Consider the following 26,373-nt stretch of genomic DNA (forward strand, 5'->3'; position numbering starts at 1 on the left):
ACGCAAAGAACGGGAATGTAAGTTGAAACAGACGACTTCGAAATGGACGCGCGAAACCTGGCCAATTGCAGCAGCGATGATCCAGTATCCCAATATGCTGCCGGATGGCAGTTCCGTGCAGGATCAGTCGGCAGAAGATTGGGCTCGTACTTTGTCCGACGTTGCGGATGCAGGGTTTACCGAACTCGATCCGACTGACAGCTGGTTGCGGCTGGCGGATTTGTCACCCGCCCGTCTTGGTGAATTTATGGCGGTCACCAAATCGCTCGGCTTTACTATTCCTGCGATTTCGACCTCACGGCGCAGCGTGATCGATGCACAGCATGGCGACGAATATTTGGCCTATGGGCACAGGGTTATCGACACGGCAAAGGAAATCGGTGCCAGTTGCGTTTCCTTCGGGCTTTTTGAACCGCTGACAGACCTGCAGAAACAGGCATTATGGTTCTGGACGGTCGACGGAGCGAAGAACCCGGACGATCCGGCTGTCTGGAACAAGGCTGTTGAACGAATTCGCGAACTCGGTCGTCACGCAGAGGAGCTTGGCATAGAGCTGTCTCTTGAAATGTATGAGGATACTTATCTCGGTACTGCGGACAGTTCGGTTCGTTTTGTCGAGGAAGTCGGCCTCGATAATGTAGGGATCAATGCCGATCTGGGTAATCTCATTCGTCTGCACCGTCCGGTCGAGCATTGGCAGCAGATGATGGAGAAGGTCGCGCCTTACGCAAAATTCTGGCACGTCAAGAACTACACCCGTACAGAAGATCCAGCCTCCGGTGTCATCGTCACACATCCTGCTCCCCTCGAAAGCGGGATCATCAATTATCGTGCAGCCATCAGAATGGCGCTGGATCACGGATTTGCCAGCCCGTTTTTATGTGAACATTATGGTGGCGACGGGCTTTCTGTTTCGGCTACAAATCGTGACTACTTGCGCCGCATCCTGCCACGCGGCTAATGACCCAGACCAAGGACTGTTTCAATGACGACGATTTTCGACGCCCCGGAGGAGTTTGCCTCGACCGCTCTTGCCGGGTTTGCCAGTATCTATAACCGCTATGTTCGTCACGTGCGTGGCGGCGTTGTTCGTTCCACAAAGGTCCCTCAAGGCAAGGTCGCTGTAGTTGTCGGAGGCGGCTCGGGTCATTACCCTGCATTTGCCGGATATGTCGGGCCAGGCCTCGCGGATGCAGCCGTTGCTGGTGACGTATTTGCTTCGCCTTCCACGGCGGCAGTGGCGCGTGTCTGTCGGCAGGCGCATAAGGGCGGTGGTATTCTCTTGGGCTTTGGCAATTACGCCGGGGATGTCCTCAATTTTGGCGTTGCTGCTGAACGACTGCGTGCCGAAGGTATCGACGTCCGCATCGTGCCTGTAACCGACGATGTGGCCAGCGCTCCGGCGGATATGCACGAGAAGCGGCGAGGCATTGCTGGTGATCTGGTCGTGTTCAAGATTGCTGGTGCTGCTGCTGAGGCCGGTCTGTCACTGGACGAAGTCGAACGGCTGTCACGTCATGCGAATGCCAACACCGTGTCTTTTGGCGTTGCCTTCAAAGGCTGCACCTTGCCTGGCGCTCCACACCCGCTCTTTACCGTACCGGAAGGCCAGATGGCGCTTGGTCTCGGCATTCATGGCGAGCCGGGGATCAAGGAAGAGGCGATCTTGCCTGCCTCTGGTCTGGCAAGCCTGCTGGTGGAGAAGCTTCTGGCGGAGTGTCCCAAAGGAACGAAGAAAGTTGGTGTTATCCTGAACGGCCTTGGTGCTACCAAGTACGAAGAGCTGTTTGTCCTGTGGACAGCGATTGCGTCGTTGCTGGAAAAAGCTGGTCTTGACGTTGTAGCTCCGGAAGCTGGTGAGTTTGTTACCAGTCTCGACATGCAAGGCTGTTCGCTGACCCTTCTTTGGCTCGATGACGAACTCGAGCGCTATTGGACGGCAGCTTGCGATACTCCGGTTCTGCGTCGCGGCGAAGCGATCACAGTCGAGCCCGCATACGATGTCATTGCCAACGAGGATGCGGCGCCCGATTTTGCTCAGTCGGATGAGGCCGGGCGTGCCGGTGCTGTTTGCATGCAGGGTATTTTGCACGCCGTCGCTGATGTGCTGGTCGAGGCCGAAGAGGAATTGGGTCGTATCGATGCCTTCGCAGGTGATGGCGATCATGGGCAAGGCATGCGACGTGGCTCTACGGCTGCAAAAGATGCAGCTGACCAGGCCGTCAAGGCCGGGGCGGGGGCCGCAAGCGTATTGGCTGTTGCAGGTGACGCCTGGGCGGACCGAGCCGGAGGAACATCGGGAGCGCTATGGGGACTTCTGCTGCGCTCATGGAGCGCGGAGCTTTCCGACAATGGCAACATTGATGATGGTGCGGTCGTTCGCGGTGGTAGGCGCGCGCTTGATTCAGTGACAACCCTTGGCCGGGCGAAGCCCGGCGACAAGACATTGGTGGATGCGTTTGTTCCTTTTGTGGAAACGCTTGAAAGCGAATTTGCTTCTGGCAAGACGCTGGCCGATGCTTGGAATAAAGCGGCGGAGACTGCAAAGGTCGCAGCCGACGCGACGGCGCCGCTTGCTCCGAAACTCGGTCGGGCGAGACCGTTGGCGGAAAAGAGCATTGGTCATCCCGATGCGGGGGCCATTTCGCTGGCGCTGGTCGCGGAAACCATCGGCAAGAAGCTTAAGAACTGATAGTCGATCAGGGAAACTGGCTTGAAGCCAGTCCCTGACCGGCAAAAGGTAATTATTTCATTAGCAATTAGGCCGGGAGGATTTGATAGAAATTATCAAGTTTTCCTGGCTTCGAGTGAGCTACCAGCATGACCAGTTTTTCCTGGTCGAAAACGCGAAACCAATCTTCCCATTCCACGACTTCAAGTCCGCCTGCATCCAAGGGCCGTTCGACATCGGCAACGAATTCCGGCTCGAAAACAATTCGCAATACCGGCGCTGCATCGGGATCTATGGATGTGCTGACAAATGCAGGGTTTCCGTTGCGAGCAGCCACCCAGTCCCGAATGGCTTCATGCGTATCAAGGGTGATAGTTTCACTCATCGGGGGTATTCCTCCGGTTGCTGTCATTTAAGGACATCTTTGGCTCGGTTGGCAGGTGAGCCAAATGGAAGCTTTTGTTATTTGCCATAGTAATCAAATAGGCCCGTCGGGGTTTCTGAAAAGGCGCTGCTCCATTCACTTTCTTCGTGAATCTGCAATTGGGGTAAAATCTTTCAATACATCCTGTTGACGACGGCTTTGCGTTCATTCATGTCGTAAACCGACTATCTGCTGTTACAGCCTGGAAATCCCCAAAATGACTGAACGTCTCTCACTCGCACGCGACCGCATCAATGTTCTTCTACTGGAAGGCATCAATCAAACAGCCGTCGATTACTTCAAAGCTTCCGGTTACACCAATGTCACGCATCTGCCGAAGGCGCTGGATAAAGCCGATCTGATTGAAGCGATTTCGTCAGCGCATATCGTCGGCATTCGTTCGCGGACGCAACTGACTGAAGAGATTTTTGCTGCGGCTAACCGTCTGATCGCAGTCGGTTGCTTCTCGGTTGGGACTAATCAGGTTGAGCTGAAAGCTGCACGCAAGCGCGGTATTCCGGTCTTCAATGCACCATTTTCGAATACCCGTTCGGTAGCAGAACTGGTGATTGGCGAAATCATCATGCTGATGCGCCGGATTTTCCCACGCTCCGTCTCCGCACATGCAGGCGGTTGGGACAAGACGGCAACCGGCAGCCGTGAAGTGCGTGGCAAGACGCTTGGTATCATCGGTTATGGCAATATCGGTTCGCAAGTCGGTAATCTGGCTGAAAGCCTTGGCATGACCGTGCGTTATTTCGACACTTCCGACAAGCTGCAATATGGCAATGTCAAACCAGCTGCGAGCCTCGACGAACTGCTGAAGATTTCAGACGTTGTCAGCCTGCACGTGCCGTCGAATAAATCGACTTCGAAGCTGATTACCGAAGCGAAACTGCGCAAGATGAAAAAGGGAGCCTTTCTCATCAACAATGCGCGCGGTACGGTTGTTGATCTGGAAGCTCTGGCAAAGGTTCTGCAGGAAGGTCACCTCGCAGGTGCTGCTATCGACGTGTTCCCGGTTGAACCAGCCTCGAACAACGACAGGTTCGTTTCTCCGATTCAGGGTCTGGAGAACGTCATTCTCACGCCTCACATCGGCGGATCGACGGAAGAAGCGCAGGAACGTATCGGTTTGGAAGTCACCCGAAAACTGGTCGAATATTCCGATGTCGGCTCCACGCTGGGCGCTGTCAACTTCCCGCAAGTCCAGCTGCCGCCACGTCCGACGGGAACACGTTTCATGCATGTGCATGAAAATCGCCCCGGCATTCTCAACAGCCTCGTCAATGTTTTCTCGACGCATAACATCAACATCGCCAGCCAGTTTCTGCAGACCGATGGCGAAGTGGGTTATCTTGTGATGGAAGCGGATGGCGTCGGTGAGGCCAGCGAAACGGTATTGCAGGCCATTCGCGAAATTCCCGGCACTATCCGCGCTCGTCTACTTTATTGAGTGCATTTCGCAGCGCCAACTATCTCGGGCGCTGCGATTTCTCATAGCGCTTGATGAGGCGGTCCCGGCGTAATCGCGAAAGACGCTGAATCCAGAAAATACCGTCAAGCTGGTCGATTTCGTGCTGATGGCAAACGGCGAGCAGGCCTTCCGATTCCTCGGCTTGCTCGTCACCATTAAGGTCCTGATAGCGAATTGTGATGCGGGCGTGGCGCTCGACCTCATCGACAACACCTGGCATCGAGACGCTGCCTTCCTGACGATGGATTTTTTCTTCTGAAGCCCAGACGATTTCCGGATTTACATAGAATTTGGGGACTGGTTCGGTTGGCAGTTCTAAAACCACCAAACGTGTTGATATGCCGATATGCGCCGCGGTGATGCCGATGCCCGGTGCTGCGCGCATTGTATCGAGAAGATCAGTGGCTAGTTCCTGCAAAGCGCCGTCGAACAGGGTGACTGGCTCGGCTGCAACGCGAAGCCGTTTATCCGGATAGTTTACAATCGGGCGAACAGTCATCAGGCCTCACATTTTGCGTGCAGATATACCTCGTATCCGCACGCGATCTTTTGGCCGATTTTCACCACGACTTGCAAACATTATCGCAAGTGGCCTTCACATTCCTCGCGCAATTACAAGACGCTGCACGTCGCTGGTGCCTTCGTAAATCTGGCAGACCCGAACATCGCGATAAATACGCTCAACTGGATAATCAGCCAGATAACCGTAACCGCCATGAATCTGGATCGCGGCAGAGCAGACCTGTTCAGCCATTTCAGAGGCAACAAGTTTGGCCATTGATGCTTCAGTCAGGCACGGTTTGCCCGCTTCGCGCAGCGCAGCTGCATGGAGAACCATCTGACGGGCTGTCTCAATCTTCGTTGCCATGTCGGCAAGCCTGAAAGCGACGGCCTGATGCTCGATAATCGGCTTGCCGAATGTGATGCGTTCTTTGGCGTAAGCACATGCTGCTTCGAATGCTGCGCGGGCCATGCCGACAGATTGCGCAGCAATACCGATGCGCCCGCCCTCCAGATTGGCAAGCGCGATTTTGTAGCCTTGGCCCTCATCGCCCAGTCGATTTTCTACCGGAATGCGCATATCGGTGAAAGCGAGCGCACAGGTATCCGATGAATGCTGGCCGAGCTTGTGTTCCACGGAAACAACCTCGTAGCCCGGAGTATCGGTCGGCACAATGAACGCCGAAATGCCTTTTTTGCCTGCCGATGGATCCGTAACGGCGAACACTATCACCACGCTGCCATTCTTGCCCGACGTGATGAACTGCTTGGAACCGTCGATCACGTAATGATCGCCGTCGCGGCGTGCGCGGGTTTTGAGCGCAGACGCATCCGAACCGGCCTGTGGTTCGGTCAATGCGAACCCGCCGATCCATTCACCGGAAGCCATCTTGGGCAGGAAACGCTGTTTCTGCTCTTCGGTACCGAAACGCAGGATCGGAACGCAACCGACGGATGAATGGACGGAAACAATGGTCGAACAGGCGCCATCGCCAGCGGCGATCTCTTCCAATGCCAGCGCGTAGGCAACCGTGCCGAGATCGGACCCACCCCATTCTTCCGGCACCAGCATTCCAAGAAAGCCAAGCTCACCCATTTCAGAAAGTTCTGCGCGCGGGAAAGCATGTTCCCTGTCGCGTCCGGCAGCACCCGGCGCGAGCCGTTCCTGTGCAAACTGCCGGGCGGCGTCGCGAATCTGCTCCTGCGTATCGTTCAAGAGCATCAGACGATCCTTTCAATGCCGACGGCAGTCGCTTCGCCACCGCCCAGACAGATGCCCGCCATGCCACGCTTCAGGCCATGGGTTTCGAGGGCTGAAAGCAGGGTGACAAGAATACGCGCACCGGACGCGCCGATGGGATGGCCAAGGGCGCAGGCGCCGCCATGAATATTGACCTTGTCATGCGGCAGATCGAGATCACGCATCGCCGCCATGGTTACGACCGCAAAAGCCTCATTGATCTCAAAGAGATCTACGTCTTTCAGGTTCCAACCGATTTTCGCCGAAAGCTTGTTTATGGCGCCGATGGGGGCGGTCGGGTAGAGATTCGGCTTGTCGGCATGGGTCGCATGGCCGACCAGAACCGCACGCGGGGTGAGGCCGCGCTTTTCCGCTTCGGAAGCGCGCATGAGAACGAGGGCCGCCGCACCGTCCGAGATTGAGGAGGAGTTTGCGGCCGTCACGGTGCCGCCGTCACGAAATGCCGGTCGAAGGGTTGGAATCTTGTCAAGATTTGCCTTGCCGGGTTGTTCATCGATGGAGATTTCGATCTCGCTGCGCCCAGCTTTCATGGTAACGGGCGTAATTTCGGCTGCGAAAAGACCATTCTTGATGGCATTCTGGGCGCGTGTCAGCGAGGCAATGGCGAACTCATCCTGAGCTTCCCGCGTGAACTGATAGGCTTCCGCGCAGTCTTCGGCAAAGGTGCCCATGAGGCGGCCTTTGTCGTAGGCGTCTTCGAGACCATCGATAAACATATGATCGATAATCTGTCCGTGCCCCATACGATAGCCGCCACGTGCCTTGGGCAGCAGATAGGGGGAGTTTGTCATGCTCTCCATGCCGCCGGAAACGATCACGTCGGCAGAACCCGCCAGCAGCAGATCATGTGCAAGCATGGTTGCCTTCATGCCCGAGCCGCACATCTTGTTGACGGTGGTTGCGCCGGTGGAAACAGGTATTCCTGCCTTGATCGAAGCCTGACGCGCCGGAGCCTGCCCCTGACCAGCAGGCAGGACGCAGCCCATATAGACATCCTCTACCGCTTCCGGCGCAAGGCCAGCGCCTGCAAGTGCGCCGCGAATGGCGGCAGCACCGAGATCTGTGGCCTGAGCATTGGCGAAATCGCCTTGAAAGCCGCCCATAGGAGTACGGGAAGCACCGACAATGACAATAGAATCGCTGTTGGACATGATTGTTCCTCGTTGGTTCTTTCTGTACGCAGTTCCGGACGGAAAACCGGTTTCCACTTTTCCTGGAATTGCGTTATTTCGCTGCCATGCGAAGTGCGCCATCCAAACGGATGACTTCACCGTTGAGCATCTGGTTTTCCACGATGTGGCGGGCAAGAGCCGCATATTCGTCCGGTCGACCGAGGCGAGGCGGGAATGGCACGGAAGCGCCGAGGGCATCCTGCACTTCCTGCGGCATGCCCGCCATCATAGGTGTGGCGAAAATTCCGGGCGCGATGGTCATGACGCGGATGCCGTGACGCGCAAGTTCGCGGGCCACTGGTAATGTCATGGCAGCAACGCCGCCCTTGGAAGCTGAATAGGCGGCTTGGCCGATCTGGCCGTCGAAGGCTGCAACGGACGCCGTATTGATGATGACGCCTCGTTCTCCACCCTCGCTGGGCTCGTTCTTTGCCATGGCTTCGGCAGCGAGGCGCAGCATATTGAATGTGCCAATGAGATTGATCGAAATTGCGCGCGTGAAGCTTTCCAGCCTATGCGCGCCATCACGTCCAAGAACCTTTTCACCCGGTGCCACACCGGCACAGTTGACGAGTGCGTCGACGCGCCCGAAAGCCTCCAGTGCAGCGGCGATGGAAGCACTGCCGTCCGCATCGCTGGTGACGTCGGTGCGATGAAATTTTGCCATCGCGCCAAGTGCCTTGGCCTGTGCTTCACCGGCTTCAGCATTCACATCGAGAAGCATGACTTTCCCACCGGCATCAACGGCCATTTTAGCAACCGCAGCACCGAGGCCAGAGCTTGCACCGGTAATAAGGAATACCCGATCTTTAATCTGCATATGCTTGTCCTCAGGCCTTCGTCTGTTGCTGTTTGTCGATTTCCGCCTTGCGAAGGAGGAAACGCTGGATTTTTCCACTTGGCGTCTTGGGAAGTTCGCTCAGGAAGTCAATTTCACGCGGGTAGGAATGGGCGGAGAGCCGCTTCTTCACGTGCAGTGCCAGCTCATCCTTCAGTTCCTGCGTACCTTCGAAACCGGACGCAAGGATAACGAATGCCTTCACAATTTCCGTTCGCTGTGGGTCCGGCACGCCGACAACCGCCGCTTCGTTGACGGCTGCGTGCTCAAGAAGGGCACTTTCGACGTCGAATGGTCCGATGCGATAACCAGATGATGTTATAACGTCGTCAGCGCGACCAATGAAGCTGATCGAACCATCCGGCTCGAACTCCACGGTGTCTCCGGTGCGATAGTAACCGCCCGCAATGGCTGGAGTTTCCTGCTTGTAATAGCCGGAAAACCAGAGAAGCGGCGATTGTGCTATATCGACAGCGAGAATACCGGGCTGGTTAAAGCCAAGTTCATTGCTCTCTTCATCCAGAACCGCGACACGATAGCCGGGCATTGCATAGCCAGCAGAACCATGCCGAACGGAATGTTCAAGGCCGTGATGATTATTCACGACCATGCCGAGTTCGGTCTGGCCGTAGTGATCGTAGATTGGTGTACCAAGATATGCGTCGAACCAGCGAATGACTTCTGGATTAAGCGGCTCTCCGGCACTGGAGACTACACGCAGGCGACCCTTGATACGTTTCGCAGCTTCCGGTCCCTCAGCCATCAGCAGACGGAAAGCAGTCGGCGAACCGGCGAGGCTGGTGACACCAAGGCGTTCGATGATGTCGTAGGTGCTTTCAGCGGTGAAACCACCTTCGTAAAGCGTAGTTGCCATGCCAAGCTGCAACGGACCTGTAACGGCGTAATATAGACCATAAGCCCAGCCTGGATCGGCAATATTCCAGAAAATGTCGTCAGAACGCAGACCGATGGCTTCGCGCATATAGGCGCCGAATGCCATCAACGCATAAAGCGGAACCGGTACGCCTTTCGGTAGACCCGCCGTGCCGGAGGTCGACATCATCATGAACAGATCGCTACTTTTGCGAAGTACAGGCGTGCAATCGACCGAAGCGGAAGCCGTTACAGCACGAAAATCGATGTCATCGGCTGGCAGGTCTTCGCCGGGCGCCAGTACCATTGCGACTTTGGGGCAGGCTTCAATTTCAGCGAGCTTGGAGCGGTTGGCTGTGTTGGTAACCACCAGTTTTGCACCGCTGGTTTTCAGGCGATGTTCGATTGCTTTCGGGCCAAAGGCGGTGAAAAGCGGCTGATAAATAGCGCCGATACGCCATGCACCGAGAATGGTTGCAATGAGTTCCGGCGTGCGCGGTAACAGGCCCGCGACTACGTCGCCAGCACCGACACCTGCATCTTTCAGTACATTGCCAACACGAGCGGCCATATCCCGCAGGTTCTCGAAAGTGAATTCGGAAAGTTCGCCATTGGTTGCAATTGCGCGGAGGGCTACGCGATTATCGCCAGTGTGCCTGTCGCAGCATTCAACACAGGCATTGATGCCGGTTTCAGGATTGCCGTGAAGCTTTGCAATGGCATCTTCGATGCGAAATTGCGCAACGGCATCATCATAACGCGCCAGCCGCGCTGAAGCGGACGTTTCAATCATCCAGTATACCCTCCCTGACCGCCACCTCCTCGTGGCCAACCATTCCTGAAGGTTAACGCGTCATGCATTGCAAACAATGACATCAGATGCATTAATGTGTGATCGATTTTGCAATATGGAGAAGCCATGGAACGCCATAATATTGCACCAGGCTTTGTCGAGGATGCGCTCGAAAGCGTGCGTGTCCGGGGGATAGATACGGCTCCTCTGATGGCGAAGATTGGCCTGCCTAGAGCAGTGACAGAGCCCGTCACCAATATAGAATATGGTCGTTTGTGGTGGCTGATCGCTGAAACGATTGACGACGAATTCTTCGGACTTGCGGCAAGGCCGATGCGTCCCGGCAGCTTTAATCTGCTTTGTCATGCTGTGCTGCACGCGGGTACGCTGGAACGCGCTTTGCGACGGGCCTTGCAATTTCTCAACGTGGTGCTGGACGATCCGCAAGGCGAATTGCGTATCCGCGATGGGATGGCCCATGTCGTTCTGACCGATGCCGGGGCTCCGCGACCTGCCTTTGCCTATCGTGCTTACTGGCTGATCCTGATGGGTGTTGCCTGTTGGCTGATCGGGCGGCGTATTCCGTTGCGCACACTCGACTTTGCTTGTCCCGCTCCGGTTCACCGTCAGGATTATCATAAGTTCTTCGGCGCGCCGGTGCTATTTGACCAACTGGTGACCAAGCTGGTTTTCTCCTCGTCTTATCTATCGCTGCCGATCATTCGCAGTGATGTGGCGCTCGAAAGTTTTCTGCGCGAAGCTCCCGCCAATATTCTGATCCGCTATCGTCACGATAATGATCTTTCCGCAAGGGTACGCGCGCAATTGAATGCCTTGCCAATCACGGACTGGCCGTCATTTGAAGAAATTGCAGGCGGACTGGGCATGTCCGCGCCAACCTTGCGGCGCAGGCTGCGCGGGGAGGGGCAGAATTTCGGGAGTATCAAGGACGAGTTACGTTTCGTGTTAGCCGAAAGGCTTTTGCAGGAAAACAAGCTAAGTGTAGCGGAGGTGGCTGCCGAACTTGGCTACAGTGAGCCGAGCGCCTTCTATCGCGCATTTCATAAATGGATGGGGCAAAGCCCAGGGCAGTTTCGGACTGTACAGCAAGAGGAATAAAAGATGCCGGGCCTAAGCCCGGCATCTTGTCGCTTGGGAGGCGATGTCAGTCTTCCTTGATCATGCTGTCCTTGCTCGTATCCCGCATACGCAGATAAACGATCAGGGAAATGCCGATCATGATGGTGACGTACCAGTAGAAGCCACGTTCCCATCCGCCATTCTTGAAGCTCAATGCAACATACTCGGCAGTACCACCGAAGAGAGTGTTGGCTAGTGCGTAGGGCAGCGCTACGCCGAGTGCACGGATATGCGCCGGGAAAAGCTCCGCCTTCACTACAGCATTAATGGAGGTGTAGCCGGTGACGATGATGAGCGCGCCCATGACCAGCAGACCGGCCGTGATCGGATCGCGGGTCTGTTCCAGCGTTGTGAAGATCGGATAGGTGAAAAGAACACCTGCGGCACCGAAAGCGATCATCAATGGCTTGCGGCCGATCTTGTCCGACAAAGCACCAGCGATTGGCTGCAGGCACATGAAGACGAACAGCGTCACCGCGTTGATCTGACTTGCCACTTCGCGGCTGAAGCCAGACGTGTTTACAAGAAACTTCTGCATGTAGATCGAGTACGCGTAGAATGCGAGCGTACCGCCAGCAGTCAGAAGCATGACGAGAGCGGTCTCCTTTGGATGATGCTTGATAAGCGTCCAGAAACCGGATTTCGGAGCGTTCTTAGCCTTCGCATTCTTGAAGCTCTCGGTTTCTGCAAGGCCGCGACGCAGCCAGAATACGACTACTGCAAGCAAGGCGCCGATGAAGAACGGAATACGCCAGCCCCAGGATTCCAGCGCAGGGGTTTCCATGGTCGACTGAAGCACGATCAGAAGCAGAATTGCGAGAAGCTGCCCAGAAATGAGCGTGACATACTGGAACGAGGAGAAGAAGCCGCGACGGTCTTTGCCCGCCATTTCCGATAGATAGGTGGCGCTGGCACCATATTCACCGCCAACCGACAGGCCTTGCATCAAACGTGCGAGTACGAGGAGGGCCGGGGCTGCAAGGCCGATGGTTTGGTAATCCGGCGTCAGTGCGATGATGAGCGAACCTGCACACATCAGCGTCACGGACAGCGCAAGGCCTGCCTTGCGACCCTTGCGGTCGGCATAAACCCCCATGATCCATGCGCCGATGGGGCGCATGATAAAGCCCACGGCAAAGACTGCGGCGGCACTCATAAGCTGCGCGGTCTGGCTTTCGGACGGGAAGAAGTGCGGTGCAAAGTAAAGCGCAAATGCTGCGTAAACGTACCAGTCGAACCATTCGACCAGATTGCCGGTCGAGCCACCGATAATGGATTTCAGGCGGCTATTGGTGCTTTGCACTTCACTCCGTTCGTTAGTAATTGAGACCATGGGTTGCTCCTTCAAATCTCTCGATTTTTGAATTTCACCCCTTGTTGTGGCACCGGATCGGCGAAACGGTTTCGGGGTGTTTTTCCGTTGCCTTCAACGCGTCTCTCTGCACTTCCGTTTGGGTGAGTGAGAAAAGGCCTGTTTGGCGCTGGTGAATAATCTCAGTCCGTGCTCCGCTTCAGCTTCGAGCACGCAATATCAGTGATCCGGTCGATGAGAGCGGTCCCGGAATTGGGTGCGATGCAGGGGGCTATATTGATGTGGTTCACGGGTAAACTCCTCCCTTCGAAACTCCCTTTTTCGAAGTGGCGCTAACATGCGGTAGTGGAACATTGATCGCCAGAGAGCCGGGTTAAAAAGATTAAAATATTGAAATAAAAAGATTTTCTGTAGATTTCGACATACTTCCGTACCGGTATTGTGCAAGATTCTGCGTGACTCTTTGCATGAATTTGCATAAATCAGCACAAATGAAGGCGCCGTCGAAGATTGCAAAACTCCTGTTGGTTGCCCTCGCTTCCTTGCTGGCAATCGGTGTGTGGTTTTCCGCCCGGCTGTGGGCCGAAAGCGGGGCGTTGGATGGTCTCCGTCGGGATGCGACGTTGATAGCGCGTCAGCAAACCCGCCTCATCGACAGCGAACTGGCAAAGTTCCGGTTATTGCCAGTGGTGTTGAAGGAATATAGCGATCTGCGCGATGTGCTCGCGGGTGGTTCGAAGGACGCGACTGCTCGTTTGAACCAAAAGCTTGAACTTCTTGCACATCAGATCGGTTCGCCAATCATCTATGTGATCGCTCGTGATGGTACGGTTATCGCGTCATCTAATGCCAATACGCCGGAGAGCTTTGTCGGACGCAATTACGATTTCCGGCCTTACTTCAAGGGCGCGATGGCGGCAGGTTCGGCAGAGTATTATGCCATAGGTGATTTGAGTGGTCGCTTCGGCCTTTTTCTGGCGCGGCGCATCGGTGATCAGACTGACCCGGTCGGTGTGGTCGTGATCAAGTTTGAATTCCACAGGCTGGTGCAAACCTGGGCAAACGACCCCGGCCAGACCTTCGTCGTTGATCCTCGAGGGATCATACTGGCCTCCACCGATAAGGCCGAAGACCTTCGCTCCTTTCAGCCAATATCAACTACAGAACGCTCTAAGATTATCGAGAGCGGGCAGTTCAATGCGGCGGATATGAAACCGAGCAATTATCGCTTTGCACCGGACGCGATGATGATCGAGCCTTCCGGGCAATATTCAGTTGCTGTCGATGAGCCGATTGCCGAAACCTCTCTGAAACTGGTTCATATCGAACCTACGGGGCGAGCCTTGCGCGCTGCCAACGACCTTGCGCGGCTGATGACGGTGGCGGCCATGCTAGTCTTCGTCGTGGTTGCAGGTGCCGTCTACTGGCGAGTGAGCCGCGCGGCGCGTGCGGCAGCCTATCGTGCCGAGCTTGAGGCTGCAGTTAAAGAGCGTACGGCAGCATTGAGCGCAGAAATGGCTGAGCGGGAACTGGCTGACAAACGCTTTCGCGATGCTCGGGAAGAGCTTGCCCAGGCGAACAGGCTCGCCTCCCTCGGATCTATTACCGCAGGGCTGGTGCATGAAATTAACCAACCCGTCGCGACTATTCGGACACTCGCCGAAAACGCGCAGCATCATCTTGCAAACGGCAAGCTTGATAAGGTCGCCAGTAACCTCGATACATCCGTGGAACTGACGGCGCGTATAGGCTCTATCACGCAGGAAATGCGCCGGTTTGCGCGCCGTCGCAGCGGTGTCATTCGCTCGCTGCCGCTAAATGAACTGGTGGATGGCACGATGTTGCTGATGGGAGACCGTTTCCGCAATGCCAAGGTTCAACTGGATATACCGGAGCGTTCTGACGTGATGATACTTGCCTGCCGTGTTAGATCGGAGCAGGTGCTGGTGAATTTGCTGCAGAACGCATTGGATGCGGTCGTGAACAGCGAGAATCCCCGTGTTTCGTTCAACGTCCGCGATGAGGGTGACCAGATTTCTCTTGTCGTGGACGATAACGGACCTGGCATTGATCCCCAATTGGCCGATGAGATTTTCAGCCCATTCGTAACGGGAAAGGCGGACGGTCTCGGTCTGGGTCTCGGCATCGCAAGAGACCTCATGGCAGAACTGGAAGGAACGTTGCGTGTCGTTCCATCGCAGCTTGGCGGTGCAGCTTTTGCGGCAACTTTGAAGAGGGCAAAGTGCAATGAAAATTGAGCCTTTGCGGGTGATGCTGGTCGATGACGATGCAGCATTTCGTACGGCCTTGGCCGATTCATTCGAAATCGCAGGTCTCGATATTGAAGCCCATGGTGACGGTCAGTCCGCTTTGAGCAGTTTGACGCCCGATTATCCCGGCATTGTTGTGACCGATATCCGCATGCCGCGGGTCGATGGACATGCGGTGATGGAAGCATTGTTGGCGCGTGATCCGGAGTTGCCGGTTATTTTGATGACCGGACATGGTGATATCGGAATGGCTGTCGCTTCTCTCAAAAAGGGCGCGTTTGACTTCATAGCCAAACCATTCGCGGCCGATCACCTGATATCGAGCGTTCGCCGCGCCCTGGAAATGCGCCGACTGGTGCTGGAAAATCGCCGCCTTCGCCGGGCTGCGGCAGATGCCGAGCAGGATTATCCTCTACTTGGTGAAACTCCGGTGATGGTACGGCTGCGTGACACGATCCGCCAGCTTGCCAGTGTCGATGTCGATGTGTTGATAGAAGGCGAAACCGGTACTGGAAAAGAACTGGTGGCTCGCCTCCTGCACCGCTGGAGCACGCGTCACGCCCGCAGTTTTGTTGCCATTGATTGTGCCGCCTTGCCGGATGCTATCGCTGACGAGGTTCTTTTCGGCAGTCGCATTCAACGTGGAAGAATAGCTGACGCGGATCGCGGTACATTGTTTCTCGATGAAATTGACAGCATGTCGCCGTCCGTTCAGGGCAAGCTGCTACGTGTTGTTGAAGAGCGTGAGTTACCTTCACCTACTGGAGAGCCCCGTGCGGTCAATCTAAGGATCATTGCGGCTGCGAAAGGCAATCTGGAGGAAGCTGTGGCAAGCGGCCGCTTTCGTTCCGATTTGTTTTATCGCCTTGAAACCGTCAGGTTACGTGTTCCGCCTCTGCGCGAGCGGCGACAGGATATAGGTCTACTTTTCACCTATTTCCTTGATGAAGCAGCAGCCCAATTCGGCCAAACGCGACCTGCAATCGACGCTGTAATGGAAGCGCGACTGAATTCCGACGAATGGTCGGGAAATGTCCGCGAATTGCGCAATTATGCAAAGCAAATGGTATTGGGCCTACGTCACGACCAGATCACAGAGACAAGCCCGTTTTCTCTGTCGGAACAGATGGATCGTTTTGAAGACGGTGTCATTCGCGCAACGCTGGATCGTTGCAACGGGGATGTTGGAGCGGCCTCGGCGTTGTTGCAATTGCCGCGCCGAAGCCTCTACGCCCGCCTGCAAAAGCTTGCTATTGATGCATCGGCCTTCAGGAAGCGCGATTAGTGTTTTCATTCCAGGTCCGGTCTGATAGCGATGCCAGCCAGTTCGCTGATATTGACGCCATTTTTTGCCGGAAGGCGGCTTGGCAATGAGGATGTAATGGCATTCCCCTTTGATAAAACGCATATCCGTTCGCTGTCGGTCTTCGCCGGTATGGATGATGCGAGTTTTGACCAGTTTCTTGGACAGGCTACACAGCGCGTTGTGTCCAAAGGTACTGCTGTCTTCAATCAAGGTGACGATGCGCGCCATTTCTTTGTGTTGTTGAGCGGACGATTGAAAGTTATGCAAGTCACCGTCGACGGGCAGCAGATTATAGTGCGGGTGGTCAATCCCGGAGAACTTTTCGGTTTTGCGGTGGCGCTTGGACGCAAGGACTATCCGGGTACGCCTCTGGCTGCTGTCGATAGCGCAGTACTTGCCTGGCCGATGGAGATGATGACTGATTTCATGGCGCGCAGTCCCGCACTCGCGGTCAATACGATGCAGATGATCGGGCGCAGGTTGGATGCCGCACACAATCGCATCAGAGAGATATCAACACAGGAAGTCGAACCGCGTGTGGCACATGCGGTGCTGAGACTTGTCCGTGAAGCAGGGGTAAAAGAAAGCGGCGGTGTACGTATCGATTTTCCGGTTTCAAGGCAGGATATCGCTGAATTGACCGGGACAACCCTGCATACAGTTTCGCGCATCATTAGCCAGTGGCAGGCGAAAGGCTGGGTGGAAGGTGGCAGACAGTCATTACTCGTTCGCGACCTTCGGCATTTGAAATCGATTGCCGATGGCGAAAGCTAGAAAACATATAGTGAAAGTATGAATTGCGTTATCTAGTTTGCAGCGGCTGAACGTTGACGGCTGATCCAAGCCGCGCCGATACTACCGTGCAAAAAACCATTCGAGAGCGGTACGTCCGGATAAACCTTTCGCAAGCGCGCGATCCCTTCGTCTGGACTGATAAATCGGTTCAACACCTCTTTATGGATGCAGGCAACTTCCACCATATCGCAATCCTGCGGTGACAGTCTGAAACGCCTGATTCCCGCTTCTTGCAGGTCAGGCAGGTCCTCAATCAGCGACTGACAGGTATGGGAGAGTGTCTGTACACCGTTCAGTGCCAGGAAGGGTTGGCTATCCAGGGTTTTGACCGGCAGTCCGTCGGGTTCTTCGCCGCATACAAATCGGCAATTATCTTTTATGTGACCCTTGGATCGCGCATGCGCACAACGAGCTGAAATGGCGAGCGGTACTCGTCCGAACGTGAATACTTCAAACGCAATCTCAGGCGCGGCTTTGACGATCTCCCGGATTGAACTGATTGGTAACTCTGGCGGCAGGCAGATAGACTGTGCACCACGGGCCGCAAGAACCTTGGCGGTCGCAGCATTATAAACATTGACCAGTGGACCGACTATATGCGGCACACCGGATAAGAGCCCCAATGCGGACAGATCGTTTGCCTCCACTGGTAGCGCCGCTTCCTTGATCGTTTGACGGACCTGTTTTGCTTCCCGTTCAAGCATGACGAGTGCCAAGGAGCCGAGGCTTACTGTCTTTCCCGCGCGTTGCAGCCGCTCGATTACAGCCTCTATATACGGTGTCAGGAAATGGAACCGTTTGGAGCAGACGATTTCACCGACTGTGACACGGTCGATTGGGGCTTCATCGGCGATACGGAAATAAAAATCCCGCCATTTCGGACCGTCCCATAGGAAGAGAACAGGACCGAGGCTGAGGCTAGGTGCTAACATATCTATCTCCAGCGTTTGTCGTAAGCGCCCGAAGTCGTCTGCTGGCCTTCGCTCAGCAGACGGAGGCGGGACAAAAGGGTTGCACGGCTTTCTGGGCTTGCGACAAGTGTCTGACGAAGTGTCGAGACGACTTCACCAACATAAGCCTTACCACGTTGGCGACCCTCAATCTTGAGCGCCGACACACCGGCCGCTCGTAACTCGTCGATATGGTTCATGACATCGAGCGAAACAGGATCTTCGAATGCATAACCTTGATCGTCTGCGATATTGAAGCGGCCTTTGCAGAGTGTTGGATAGCCGGTAGGTTCGCCCAAAGGAAAACGATTGATCGTATAATCACCAAGTTCGGAAACGAGTTGCTCTCCGTCTTGACGATAACGCACATGACTTGCCGGTGAACAGACACCGTTCATGTTGGGTGATCTGCCGGTAGCGTAGGAAGACAGGGAGCATCGCCCTTCCGCCATCACACATAGTCCGCCGAATACGAATACTTCCATTTCGCAGCCGATCTTGCGGCCGAGTTTCGCAATATCGGCAATGGTCAGAACGCGTGGCAACACGACTCGCTTTGCCTTGAACGCATCGACGAGAAACTGGATTGCATCTGCATTGGAGGCGGAAGCTTGTACGGACACGTGGAGCCGCTGTGTTGGATGCTTCTCGGTGGTATAGGCCATCAGCCCGAAATCGGCGAGGATGACCGCGTCTGCACCAAGAGCGGATGCATCGTCTACGGCTTGGTACCAGATGTGCTCATCGCCTGCGCGCATGAACGTGTTGATGGCCACGAAAACCTGCGTTTTGTGAGCATGGGCAAACCGGATAGCATCGCGTAATTCGTCGCGGCTGAAGTTGAGGCCTGGAAAGTTGCGCGCGTTCGTTTCGTCGCGAAAGCCGCAATAGACGGCATCCGCTCCTGCACCCACTGCTTCACGCAAAGCCGATGGCGTACCTGCAGGACAAATCAGTTCCATCCGGTGGCTTCCTTTCCGAGCGCTTTGCTGCGTACGTAATTTGCTATGCTGCGAACCATCGGGGCAAATGGTCCCGCATTTGTGCCAAGATCGGATGGAAGGTCTATGTTGCAGTCATCCAACGCATTGCGAAGCGCCAGCATGGCTTCCATGTCGCCTGTCACGGTAATATCCCGGGAGAAGAACAGCGCATCTCCGTCAAGCTTACCTTCGAGAAGCGCTAGCAGCATAACCAATGGCCCCTCGATGCCTGCGTCGATTTCCGTCGCTTCGTCTTCACGCACGATTGTGATGCGCGGCTTATCCGGCTCGATCACAAAAGCGAATGGTATGTCGGACGGGCGAAAACGGAACCGCTTTGTCGCGTAGTCTCCGAGACGCTCGAAAAGACCCGGATGGGAGCGCATTACCTGAAAGAAAATGCGCGAGACAAAAGGGGCGATCAGAAAAGGCGGAACAAGCCGGGCTGGAACAGCCACAGCTGGAGGTATCTTCATCATCACTTAGCTCCAGTGAGCTTTACAAGGTGAATTCAGAATTAGGCGATTCAATACGAGGACAGTTTGATTCAGATCAAAGACGGCGGAAGATTTCGACATTCAAAACTAGAGACATGAAAAGGGTCCAATCTTCTCCGTTGCATTACGACTGCCTGCAAAGTTTTTTGTCGGAGCTTGAGCAGCGTAATGATCTCGTTCGGATCAAACGTCCGGTATCTCTTGTCCAGGAGATAACGGAAATCCATAAGCGTGTGCTTGAGGCTGATGGCCCGGCATTGATCTTCGAGCAACCGGTCGATGCCGATGGGCGTCTGCATTCAATCCCCCTCGTGGCCAACCTTTTTGGCTCTGAGCGACGTATTGCATTGGGGCTTGGGCGTGCCGTCGAGGAAATCCCTGACCTTGCCTGGATGCTTGCAGAGTTGCGGGCACCTAAACCGCCGCGCTCGGCAGGGGAAATATGGACCAAGCTGCCCTTGGCAAAGGCTGCATTGAATATGCGCCCTCGGCTAGTCAGTCGCGCACCGGTGCAGGCGAAAATATTGGAAGGCGAAACCGTCAATCTCGATCTATTACCGATTCAATGGTGTTGGCCGGGAGAGCCCGCGCCGCTTGTTACCTGGCCGTTGATTATCACTCGGGCACCAGACGATCCATCCGATATCAATGTCGGAATTTACCGGATGCAGAAGCTTGGCCGGGACAGGTTAATCATGCGCTGGCTCGCCCATCGCGGCGGTGCGCGTCATCACCGAATGTGGCAAAGGCTGGGGGAGGATATGCCCGTTGCAGTGGCTATCGGGGCAGATCCGGCGACGATCCTTGCCGCCATTATGCCCTTGCCAGAAGGGATGAGCGAACTTGCCTTCTCGGGACTGCTTGCCGGGCGAAGGCCTTCTGTCGTTGATGCGCACACTGTGCCGCTCTCCGTGCCCGCTAACGCTGAAATCATTCTGGAAGGGCGAGTTTCCGCATCAGTGACAGCGCCAGAGGGGCCGTATGGCGATCATACCGGTTACTATAATAGCGTCGAGGAATTCCCGGTCATGCAGGTGACGGCGATCACCATGCGGAAAAACCCGGTCTATCTCTCGACCTACACTGGTCGCCCACCGGATGAGCCTTCCAGACTGGGTGAAGTGATGAACGAGCTGTTCGTGCCAATCGTACGAAAGCAGTTCCCGGAAATTGCCGACTTATGGCTGCCTCCGGCGGCGTGTTCTTATCGTGCAATGGTGGTCTCGATCGACAAGCGCTATCCCGGCCAAGCGCGGCGGGTGATGATGGGGCTTTGGTCGATGCTGCCGCAGTTCAGTTATACGAAGCTCATAATCGCGGTCGATCCCGACATAAATGTTCGCAGCTGGGATGATGTCATGTGGGCGCTCGCGACGCGTTTCGATGCGAGCCGCGACATCATCACACTTGCCGACACACCAGTGGATTATCTCGATTTCGCATCGCCGCGCTCAGGCTTGGGTGGAAAGCTTGGACTTGATGCGACCAACAAGATCGGCTCAGAAACTGACCGGGAGTGGGGCGCTGTGCTGAAGATGAGCGAAGATGTGGTCGCCCGTGTAGATGCCATGTGGGGTGAGCTTGGGTTGAATAAGGATAACATGTGATGAAACGGGTTGTGGTAGGTATTTCCGGTGCATCGGGCGCCCTCATCCCGCTCAAGCTGCTGGAGCAGCTTTCGACTTTAAACGACGTTGAGACGCATTTGGTCGTGTCGGATGCCGCACAGCAGACCTTGCGTCACGAGTTAGGCCCCGACGGTTATGCGCTTCTGCACAGGCTTGCGCACAGAAGCTATTCTGTCGGCGATATTGGTGCTTTGATTGCGAGTGGATCGGTCGCCACCGCCGGTATGATCGTTGCGCCGTGTTCCATGCGGACGCTCGCGGCTATCGCAACGGGGCACAGCGATAGTCTGTTAACCCGCGCCGCTGACGTTCACTTGAAGGAACGGCGCCGGCTGATCCTGATCGCACGAGAAACGCCGCTGCATCTGGTCCATCTGCGCAATATGTGCACGGTGACAGAAATGGGCGCGATTGTGATGCCGCCAGTTCCAGCCTTTTACTTCAAACCGCAATCGGTCGATGAAGTGGCTGATCAGATCGCGGCGCGAGCCATCGATCTGATCAGTATTGGTGGAAAGCAATCGAAAAGTTGGGCAGGAATACCCGGTAATCAATAACAGCAGTTACAGCCTTATGCGAAAGGTTCGGTAGGGCCTTTCGCTGGCTGGGTAAACCATTTCGGCCCGGTTGCCGTCATATGGATATGATCTTCCAGACGAATACCGAATTGGTCTGGAATCACAATCATCGGCTCGTTGGAGAAGCACATGCCTTCAGCAAGGGGGAGTGAATTCCCGCGAACGATGTATGGGGCCTCGTGAATTTCCAGACCAAGGCCATGACCGGCGCGATGCGGAAGGCCGGGCAACGCATAATCCGGTCCCAATCCATGCTTCACGAGTGCAGCGCGTGCCGCATCGTCAAGGGTTGAACAGGCCGCACCAAGCTTAGCCGCGTCGAAAACGGCCTGTTGCGCTTCACGTTCGATTGCCCAAACGCGTGAAAACTCTGCGCTTGGCTCTTCCAGCATGTAGGTGCGCGTAAGATCGGAGTGGTAGCCATCGATACGGCATCCGGTATCGACGAGGATAACGTCACCGGGCTGATAGAACTGTTCTCCATCTGCACCATGCGGCAACGAGGTCGCAGCTCCGAAAGAGACAATGCAGAATGTCGAACCGCCAGTAGCACCAAGGGCACGGTGCTGTTCATCGATAAAGCGCACCACATCGCTTGCGGCGATGCCGGGCTTTATCGATGCATGTGCGCGGCGATGGACTTCAAGTGTCAGATTCATCGCGTACTGAATGATCGCAATTTCATTGGCTGACTTGCTGATGCGCTGTTCACGGATCAGTTCACTGCCGTCAAGCAAGCGCTCCGGCGAGATTTCGTGTTTAAGAGCATTATAGACGAACAGCGGCACAGCATCATCTACGGCAAGTGTAGCGCTTGCCGGAATGAGTGACGCTATCAGTTCAGCACTGCTCTCTTCCTCCTGCCACACGCGGATTTCACCCGGCAGATGCGGCAGGCTTTCGACGCGGCTTCGTTCAAAGCCGGGAACGATATAAACGACTTCCGACGGTGTGACGAGGGCGCCCAGAAAACGTTCGCTGATATGCCAGACAAGCCCGGTATAATAACGCAAACTTGCTGTTGGCCCGAGCAGAAGCCCGCCAATCCCGCGCTCTCTCAACTTGCTTTGCAACAATGCCAATCGTTCAAGACGTTCTGCGTGTTCGATGCGTGGAGGAGATGACGGTGAAGTCATAATGCATACCTTTGCGATTTGTTTCTGGCAAAGCCTGCGTCCGAACGCAGCTTGCTTCCGGGCAGATATATCACGGCTGTGGCTATCTGAAAGTCATCTCTCCGCTATTGCGTTCAAAAGTTCAGGACGGCAAGGCTGATTAGCGAAACACGACACAAGACGCCGTTCACGGGGACTTTTGTGGGATAACGGCGAGACTGTTGCCTGGAATGTCTGAGTGAGTGCACGATCACAAAGTGATGATAATCAGTCCGTTTTTTCCGTGGCACATTGCGAGCCGGAATTGAAAACATTAGGTGAGGTCACACTGCGGTAACAAAGTTACGGTAAAAGGCTGCAGTTTCAAAAATGACTTTAGCGTCTGTGAGGTTTCATGCCTGAGTTGTGGCAGTGGGTTTCCGCTTTCGGTTTTTCGATTGTTATCATCGTTGCGGCGCTGGTCTATCTCAACATGTCAAACCGTGAAACGCCTGGTGATATGTTTAATCTCTTCACGAAAGTTGGTGCTGTCGCAGTAGCGTTCGTTGCTGCCTTCGCTAGCCTGGCCGCCGCCGCCATTATTGATTGATCTTGCCGCTTATATTTTCAGCGAAGACACTGCGGCTTCGCTCTTATGCACATAATCGTTCGCATCCTGTTGCCGTTGGAACAGCAGGATAAAGAGTAAGTCCGTCAAAACCAGTTGTGCATCGCGTGCCGTGATTGACGACGAGCGCACCCGTTCTTCATCGGCAACTGTATATAGGCGAATATCAGCGATCTTGTTGAGCGGGTTTTCGTTGAGGCCTGTAACAGCGATCACGGTTGCTCCCCACTTCTTGGCCTGCTCGGCGATGCGAAGGGTCTCGATGCTCGTTCCCGAATAGGAAAGGGCAAACAGAACGTCACCCTCATGCAATGTGGAAACATTGGCCATCTGGATATGGCTATCGCTGTCGTGCATTACATTGCGCCCAAGCTTCATCAGCTTGTAGGAAAAATCACGCGCAACGAGTGACGATGCGCCAACGCCAGCGAGATGAATACGCCGGGCGCTGACCAGCGCTTGCAATGCGCCGTCGATACCTTGTTCATTGTTGACGGAAATCGTCTGCTGCATGGATTGTAGCTTGCTGCCGATCAGCTTTCGCAGGACCGTAATATAACTGTCGCCGGTCTCGATGCTGCCGTGGACCATGCCTGCCGGAACCTGCCATTCTTTGGCTCGAGCTTCGCTGACCGCGAGTTTAAGTTCCTGATAGCCGTCAAAACCGAACTTTTGACTGAACTTGACGACGCTCGATTGACTGCGGCCGGTCGCGACTGCGAGCGCGGAAGAGGAAAGCTTCAATACCTGTTCTGGATGATCGACGATGAACTGGCCGATCTTTCGGTCTGCAATGGTCAGCTCGTTCAACTTGGCGTTGATCTTCTGCAGGATCGACATGCGCGATTAATCCCCACTCCGGCGTCGGAAGGCTCGATATTCGATTGCCTTGCCTCATAAGACAACCGAAATTGATTTGGAATATAAAATTCCAATCTTTTAAAATTTACGGAATGAGCTAACTATCCACAAGATGGTACATGGTGGAGAGACATGGAACGACTGCGAATTGTCGGTGGACGACCGTTACAGGGAGCGGTCACTATCTCCGGTGCGAAAAACGCTGCGCTGCCTCAGATCGCGGCTTCCCTGCTAAGTCCCCACCCTGTTGAGCTTACCAACCTTCCAGCGGTGAGTGATGTTGAAAACATGCTCAATGTCGTGCAGTCGCACGGGGCACAGGTCTCCCGCACGCCGCATTCGACGACAATTGCCGCCGCTGAACTCGTCGAAGGAGAAACGCCTTATGACACTGTAAGGCGAATGCGTGCGACGGTTCTGGTGCTGGCACCTCTGTTGGCGAGACTGGGTAAAGTTCGTGTTTCCTTGCCGGGCGGATGCGCCATTGGCGCGCGGCCTGTCGATATGCACTTGAAAGCGCTCTCCACACTTGGCGCACATGTTTCCATTGATCGCGGCTGGATCGTTGCTTCGTCCGATAGCGGCCTGATCGGAAGCCGGATTGTTTTGCCCGCACCTTCCGTTGGCGCGACGGCAACAGCAATGATGGCGGCAACCGCCGCTCGTGGCGAGACGGAAATATTGAACGCAGCCCGTGAACCGGAAATTGCTGACCTTGCAGCATGTCTTGGGGCCATGGGCGCGCAGATTGAAGGGGCGGGTACGCATCGCATTCTGATTCAGGGCGATACATCTTGGCGTTCTGCACGCCATCACAGCATACCGGATCGTATCGAAGCCGGAACTTATGCAGTTGCTGCGGCGATTACCGGCGGCACGCTCGAATTGACACATGCTCGTCTTGAGCATCTCGCTTCTGTTGTGCAAATGCTTGAAACTATGGGCGTCAGTGTATGGCCGAGCGACCGCGGTCTGGTTGTTTCGCGTAATGGCGTCTTACGTGGCACTGATTTGACGACCGAACCCTATCCCGGCTTCCCTACCGATTTGCAGGCCCAGTTCATGGCGTTGGCAGCATGTGCCGAAGGAGCATCGCTCATTCGCGAGACAGTGTTCGAAAGCCGGTTCATGCATGTGCCGGAACTGATGCGGCTTGGCGCTGACATCAAACTGCAGGGAACAACTGCTCTGGTACGCGGCGGGCGCCCGCTGCACGGCGCACAAGTCATGGCAACAGATCTACGAGCGTCCGTGTCGCTTGTTCTCGCAGCGCTGGTTGCCGAGGGAGAAACTGTCGTTAATCGCATCTATCATCTTGATCGCGGGTATGAACAGCTTGACCGCAAACTGAAACTTTGCGGTGCAGATATAGAACGGCTGTCAGAATGATGTCGGACAGGGTTGGGAAAAATCGGTTCTATCTTGGCGTAGATGGCGGCGGTACGGGTTGTCGAGCCCGGTTGGAAGATGAGGTCGGCAACGTACTCGGACAAGGATTGTCCGGCCCGGCGACTACACGGCTCGGGATAGACAAGGCATGGGAATCCATTGCACGTGCGTTTGACGCAGCGATCAGCGAGGCAGGTCTGTGTGCGGAAGAACTGGCCCGAACGCATGCAGGTGTTGGGCTGGCGGGCATAGGCAGGCAAGGTGCGCTCGAAGCACTTCAGGCTATACAGCATCCCTTTTCGAGTATTCATTTCATAAGCGACGGCAAGGGCGCTTGTCTTGGTGCGCATTCGGGTAATGACGGAGCTATCGTTATTGCTGGGACCGGATCAATTGGCCTTGGCTTCGTGAATGGCACCGACATTCGTGTTGGAGGCTATGGCTTTCCCATCTCAGACGAAGGCAGTGGTGCTTTTCTGGGGTTGACTGCGATTCAGCGGGCGCTTCAGGCCTATGACGGACGTATTGAACGCACGCCACTTCTCAACGAAGTCATGGTGCGTTTTAATCAAAACCCGATGGAGGCGGTCGCGTGGATGGACCGGGCCACTGCCACGGAATATGCATCTCTGGCACCTATGGTCATGCGCCATGCGGATCAGGGCGATGCAGCCGCGCGCCAGATCGTTCAAGCTGCTGCGGGCCATATAGATACGATCGTGCGCGTACTTTTCGAAAAAGGGGCACCTCGCGTTACGCTGCTCGGCGGGCTTGCTACTCCACTCGAACCGTGGCTGGCGCCGGATGTCCGTCGGCGACTGAAACCTGCCGATGGCGATGCTGTTTCAGGTGCGATCATTCTTGCTCGAAATATGGTGATCTCCAGTTGAGCGCAAACGTATGGCACTCATCGAATAGGAATAATTTATTCC

At 55.2% G+C, this 26,373-nt stretch carries 24 protein-coding genes; 12 read left to right on the plus strand and 12 right to left on the minus strand.

Annotated features, from left to right (window positions below):
• Positions 1-76 precede the first annotated feature (76 nt).
• A complete protein-coding gene (locus tag HWX93_RS08185) occupies positions 77-961 on the plus strand; it encodes a sugar phosphate isomerase/epimerase family protein (RefSeq protein ID WP_176037132.1) in 885 nt (294 codons plus the stop codon).
• 24 nt (positions 962-985) lie between these two features.
• Positions 986-2,692: a dihydroxyacetone kinase family protein gene (locus HWX93_RS08190; RefSeq protein WP_176037097.1), complete on the plus strand. Its 1,707-nt coding sequence runs from the start codon at positions 986-988 to the stop codon at positions 2,690-2,692.
• 67 nt (positions 2,693-2,759) lie between these two features.
• Here HWX93_RS08190 and HWX93_RS08195 read toward each other — a convergent pair whose 3' ends face one another.
• Positions 2,760-3,056, minus strand: a complete 297-nt coding sequence (locus tag HWX93_RS08195) for a hypothetical protein (RefSeq protein ID WP_109986897.1) — start codon at positions 3,054-3,056, stop codon at positions 2,760-2,762.
• 256 nt (positions 3,057-3,312) lie between these two features.
• Here HWX93_RS08195 and serA point away from each other — a divergent pair, with 256 nt between their 5' ends.
• On the plus strand, positions 3,313-4,551 hold the full coding sequence (gene serA, locus HWX93_RS08200) for a phosphoglycerate dehydrogenase (protein WP_109986898.1): 1,239 nt from the start codon (positions 3,313-3,315) through the stop codon (positions 4,549-4,551).
• Between the two features lie 19 nt (positions 4,552-4,570).
• Here the strand turns inward: serA and HWX93_RS08205 are convergent, their stop codons facing one another.
• From HWX93_RS08205 to HWX93_RS08225, 5 genes are all read right to left on the minus strand, one after another.
• Entirely contained in the window at positions 4,571-5,071 is a 501-nt protein-coding gene (locus tag HWX93_RS08205) for a peptide deformylase (protein ID WP_176037098.1), read from the minus strand.
• Between the two features lie 96 nt (positions 5,072-5,167).
• Positions 5,168-6,295, minus strand: a complete 1,128-nt coding sequence (locus tag HWX93_RS08210; RefSeq protein ID WP_176037099.1) for an acyl-CoA dehydrogenase family protein — start codon at positions 6,293-6,295, stop codon at positions 5,168-5,170.
• Positions 6,295-7,485, minus strand: a complete 1,191-nt coding sequence (locus HWX93_RS08215; protein ID WP_176037100.1) for an acetyl-CoA C-acyltransferase — start codon at positions 7,483-7,485, stop codon at positions 6,295-6,297. Before HWX93_RS08215 ends, HWX93_RS08210 begins: the two co-directional genes overlap by 1 nt.
• A gap of 73 nt (positions 7,486-7,558) precedes the next feature.
• Positions 7,559-8,326 carry a 3-hydroxyacyl-CoA dehydrogenase gene (locus HWX93_RS08220; protein ID WP_176037101.1) on the minus strand — a complete coding sequence of 256 codons (768 nt, stop codon included), beginning with the start codon at positions 8,324-8,326 and terminating at the stop codon, positions 7,559-7,561.
• Positions 8,327-8,336: 10 nt separating this feature from the next.
• Positions 8,337-10,010, minus strand: a complete 1,674-nt coding sequence (locus HWX93_RS08225; RefSeq protein ID WP_176037102.1) for an acyl-CoA synthetase — start codon at positions 10,008-10,010, stop codon at positions 8,337-8,339.
• Positions 10,011-10,136: 126 nt separating this feature from the next.
• Here HWX93_RS08225 and HWX93_RS08230 point away from each other — a divergent pair, with 126 nt between their 5' ends.
• Positions 10,137-11,129 (plus strand): AraC family transcriptional regulator, encoded by a 993-nt coding sequence (locus HWX93_RS08230; RefSeq protein WP_176037103.1) that lies wholly within the window; start codon positions 10,137-10,139, stop codon positions 11,127-11,129.
• 46 nt (positions 11,130-11,175) lie between these two features.
• Here HWX93_RS08230 and HWX93_RS08235 read toward each other — a convergent pair whose 3' ends face one another.
• Positions 11,176-12,483 carry an MFS transporter gene (locus HWX93_RS08235; protein ID WP_109986905.1) on the minus strand — a complete coding sequence of 436 codons (1,308 nt, stop codon included), beginning with the start codon at positions 12,481-12,483 and terminating at the stop codon, positions 11,176-11,178.
• Positions 12,484-12,953: 470 nt separating this feature from the next.
• Between HWX93_RS08235 and HWX93_RS08240 the strand changes: the two genes are divergently transcribed.
• From HWX93_RS08240 to HWX93_RS08250, 3 genes are all read left to right on the plus strand, one after another.
• Positions 12,954-14,720, plus strand: coding sequence for a sensor histidine kinase (locus HWX93_RS08240; protein WP_176037133.1), 1,767 nt, complete (start codon positions 12,954-12,956; stop codon positions 14,718-14,720).
• Positions 14,710-16,017 carry a sigma-54-dependent transcriptional regulator gene (locus HWX93_RS08245; protein ID WP_176037104.1) on the plus strand — a complete coding sequence of 436 codons (1,308 nt, stop codon included), beginning with the start codon at positions 14,710-14,712 and terminating at the stop codon, positions 16,015-16,017. The genes HWX93_RS08240 and HWX93_RS08245 overlap by 11 nt, the downstream gene beginning before the upstream one ends.
• 96 nt (positions 16,018-16,113) lie before the next feature.
• Entirely contained in the window at positions 16,114-16,812 is a 699-nt protein-coding gene (locus tag HWX93_RS08250; protein WP_109986908.1) for a Crp/Fnr family transcriptional regulator, read from the plus strand.
• 32 nt (positions 16,813-16,844) lie between these two features.
• On the opposite strand, the gene ubiV is transcribed toward HWX93_RS08250, so the two are convergent.
• From ubiV to ubiT, 3 genes are read right to left on the minus strand one after another with little or no spacing between them, the layout of a single operon-like run.
• Positions 16,845-17,765, minus strand: a complete 921-nt coding sequence (gene ubiV, locus HWX93_RS08255; RefSeq protein WP_176037105.1) for a ubiquinone anaerobic biosynthesis protein UbiV — start codon at positions 17,763-17,765, stop codon at positions 16,845-16,847.
• A 2-nt stretch (positions 17,766-17,767) separates the two neighbouring features.
• Complete coding sequence (gene ubiU / locus HWX93_RS08260) at positions 17,768-18,745, minus strand: ubiquinone anaerobic biosynthesis protein UbiU (protein ID WP_109986910.1); 978 nt, start codon at positions 18,743-18,745, stop codon at positions 17,768-17,770.
• The gene (ubiT, locus tag HWX93_RS08265) at positions 18,736-19,245 is read right to left on the minus strand and encodes a ubiquinone anaerobic biosynthesis accessory factor UbiT (protein WP_176037106.1); all 510 of its coding nucleotides are present in this window, start codon (positions 19,243-19,245) and stop codon (positions 18,736-18,738) included. The genes ubiU and ubiT overlap by 10 nt, the downstream gene beginning before the upstream one ends.
• A gap of 113 nt (positions 19,246-19,358) precedes the next feature.
• Here ubiT and HWX93_RS08270 point away from each other — a divergent pair, with 113 nt between their 5' ends.
• Together HWX93_RS08270 and HWX93_RS08275 are read left to right on the plus strand one after the other, a co-directional pair.
• Complete coding sequence (locus HWX93_RS08270; protein WP_176037107.1) at positions 19,359-20,870, plus strand: UbiD family decarboxylase; 1,512 nt, start codon at positions 19,359-19,361, stop codon at positions 20,868-20,870.
• Positions 20,870-21,448: a UbiX family flavin prenyltransferase gene (locus tag HWX93_RS08275; protein WP_176037108.1), complete on the plus strand. Its 579-nt coding sequence runs from the start codon at positions 20,870-20,872 to the stop codon at positions 21,446-21,448. Before HWX93_RS08270 ends, HWX93_RS08275 begins: the two co-directional genes overlap by 1 nt.
• Before the next feature lie 14 nt (positions 21,449-21,462).
• Here the strand turns inward: HWX93_RS08275 and HWX93_RS08280 are convergent, their stop codons facing one another.
• Complete coding sequence (locus HWX93_RS08280) at positions 21,463-22,605, minus strand: M24 family metallopeptidase (RefSeq protein WP_176037109.1); 1,143 nt, start codon at positions 22,603-22,605, stop codon at positions 21,463-21,465.
• 373 nt (positions 22,606-22,978) lie between these two features.
• Between HWX93_RS08280 and HWX93_RS08285 the strand changes: the two genes are divergently transcribed.
• Positions 22,979-23,173 carry a hypothetical protein gene (locus HWX93_RS08285; RefSeq protein WP_061346523.1) on the plus strand — a complete coding sequence of 65 codons (195 nt, stop codon included), beginning with the start codon at positions 22,979-22,981 and terminating at the stop codon, positions 23,171-23,173.
• Between the two features lie 9 nt (positions 23,174-23,182).
• Here the strand turns inward: HWX93_RS08285 and HWX93_RS08290 are convergent, their stop codons facing one another.
• A complete protein-coding gene (locus HWX93_RS08290; RefSeq protein ID WP_176037110.1) occupies positions 23,183-24,031 on the minus strand; it encodes a MurR/RpiR family transcriptional regulator in 849 nt (282 codons plus the stop codon).
• Positions 24,032-24,184: 153 nt separating this feature from the next.
• Here HWX93_RS08290 and murA point away from each other — a divergent pair, with 153 nt between their 5' ends.
• Positions 24,185-25,441: a UDP-N-acetylglucosamine 1-carboxyvinyltransferase gene (gene murA, locus HWX93_RS08295; RefSeq protein ID WP_176037111.1), complete on the plus strand. Its 1,257-nt coding sequence runs from the start codon at positions 24,185-24,187 to the stop codon at positions 25,439-25,441.
• The gene (locus tag HWX93_RS08300) at positions 25,438-26,331 is read left to right on the plus strand and encodes an N-acetylglucosamine kinase (RefSeq protein ID WP_176037112.1); all 894 of its coding nucleotides are present in this window, start codon (positions 25,438-25,440) and stop codon (positions 26,329-26,331) included. The genes murA and HWX93_RS08300 overlap by 4 nt, the downstream gene beginning before the upstream one ends.
• Positions 26,332-26,373 lie beyond the last annotated feature (42 nt).

Origin of the sequence: Brucella tritici (assembly GCF_902825325.1) — a bacterium.
Classification (GTDB): Bacteria; Pseudomonadota; Alphaproteobacteria; order Rhizobiales; family Rhizobiaceae; genus Brucella.

What these genes read in the sequence shown, in the direction of transcription:
- HWX93_RS08185 (WP_176037132.1), top strand. Translation starts at nt 77, where the DNA reads ATGATCCAGTATCCCAATATGCTGCCGGATGGCAGTTCCGTGCAGGAT.
- HWX93_RS08190 (WP_176037097.1), top strand. Translation starts at nt 986, where the DNA reads ATGACGACGATTTTCGACGCCCCGGAGGAGTTTGCCTCGACCGCTCTT.
- HWX93_RS08195 (WP_109986897.1), bottom strand. Translation starts at nt 3,056, where the DNA reads ATGAGTGAAACTATCACCCTTGATACGCATGAAGCCATTCGGGACTGG.
- serA (WP_109986898.1), top strand. Translation starts at nt 3,313, where the DNA reads ATGACTGAACGTCTCTCACTCGCACGCGACCGCATCAATGTTCTTCTA.
- HWX93_RS08205 (WP_176037098.1), bottom strand. Translation starts at nt 5,071, where the DNA reads ATGACTGTTCGCCCGATTGTAAACTATCCGGATAAACGGCTTCGCGTT.
- HWX93_RS08210 (WP_176037099.1), bottom strand. Translation starts at nt 6,295, where the DNA reads ATGCTCTTGAACGATACGCAGGAGCAGATTCGCGACGCCGCCCGGCAG.
- HWX93_RS08215 (WP_176037100.1), bottom strand. Translation starts at nt 7,485, where the DNA reads ATGTCCAACAGCGATTCTATTGTCATTGTCGGTGCTTCCCGTACTCCT.
- HWX93_RS08220 (WP_176037101.1), bottom strand. Translation starts at nt 8,326, where the DNA reads ATGCAGATTAAAGATCGGGTATTCCTTATTACCGGTGCAAGCTCTGGC.
- HWX93_RS08225 (WP_176037102.1), bottom strand. Translation starts at nt 10,010, where the DNA reads ATGATTGAAACGTCCGCTTCAGCGCGGCTGGCGCGTTATGATGATGCC.
- HWX93_RS08230 (WP_176037103.1), top strand. Translation starts at nt 10,137, where the DNA reads ATGGAACGCCATAATATTGCACCAGGCTTTGTCGAGGATGCGCTCGAA.
- HWX93_RS08235 (WP_109986905.1), bottom strand. Translation starts at nt 12,483, where the DNA reads ATGGTCTCAATTACTAACGAACGGAGTGAAGTGCAAAGCACCAATAGC.
- HWX93_RS08240 (WP_176037133.1), top strand. Translation starts at nt 12,954, where the DNA reads ATGAAGGCGCCGTCGAAGATTGCAAAACTCCTGTTGGTTGCCCTCGCT.
- HWX93_RS08245 (WP_176037104.1), top strand. Translation starts at nt 14,710, where the DNA reads ATGAAAATTGAGCCTTTGCGGGTGATGCTGGTCGATGACGATGCAGCA.
- HWX93_RS08250 (WP_109986908.1), top strand. Translation starts at nt 16,114, where the DNA reads ATGGCATTCCCCTTTGATAAAACGCATATCCGTTCGCTGTCGGTCTTC.
- ubiV (WP_176037105.1), bottom strand. Translation starts at nt 17,765, where the DNA reads ATGTTAGCACCTAGCCTCAGCCTCGGTCCTGTTCTCTTCCTATGGGAC.
- ubiU (WP_109986910.1), bottom strand. Translation starts at nt 18,745, where the DNA reads ATGGAACTGATTTGTCCTGCAGGTACGCCATCGGCTTTGCGTGAAGCA.
- ubiT (WP_176037106.1), bottom strand. Translation starts at nt 19,245, where the DNA reads ATGATGAAGATACCTCCAGCTGTGGCTGTTCCAGCCCGGCTTGTTCCG.
- HWX93_RS08270 (WP_176037107.1), top strand. Translation starts at nt 19,359, where the DNA reads ATGAAAAGGGTCCAATCTTCTCCGTTGCATTACGACTGCCTGCAAAGT.
- HWX93_RS08275 (WP_176037108.1), top strand. Translation starts at nt 20,870, where the DNA reads ATGAAACGGGTTGTGGTAGGTATTTCCGGTGCATCGGGCGCCCTCATC.
- HWX93_RS08280 (WP_176037109.1), bottom strand. Translation starts at nt 22,605, where the DNA reads ATGACTTCACCGTCATCTCCTCCACGCATCGAACACGCAGAACGTCTT.
- HWX93_RS08285 (WP_061346523.1), top strand. Translation starts at nt 22,979, where the DNA reads ATGCCTGAGTTGTGGCAGTGGGTTTCCGCTTTCGGTTTTTCGATTGTT.
- HWX93_RS08290 (WP_176037110.1), bottom strand. Translation starts at nt 24,031, where the DNA reads ATGTCGATCCTGCAGAAGATCAACGCCAAGTTGAACGAGCTGACCATT.
- murA (WP_176037111.1), top strand. Translation starts at nt 24,185, where the DNA reads ATGGAACGACTGCGAATTGTCGGTGGACGACCGTTACAGGGAGCGGTC.
- HWX93_RS08300 (WP_176037112.1), top strand. Translation starts at nt 25,438, where the DNA reads ATGATGTCGGACAGGGTTGGGAAAAATCGGTTCTATCTTGGCGTAGAT.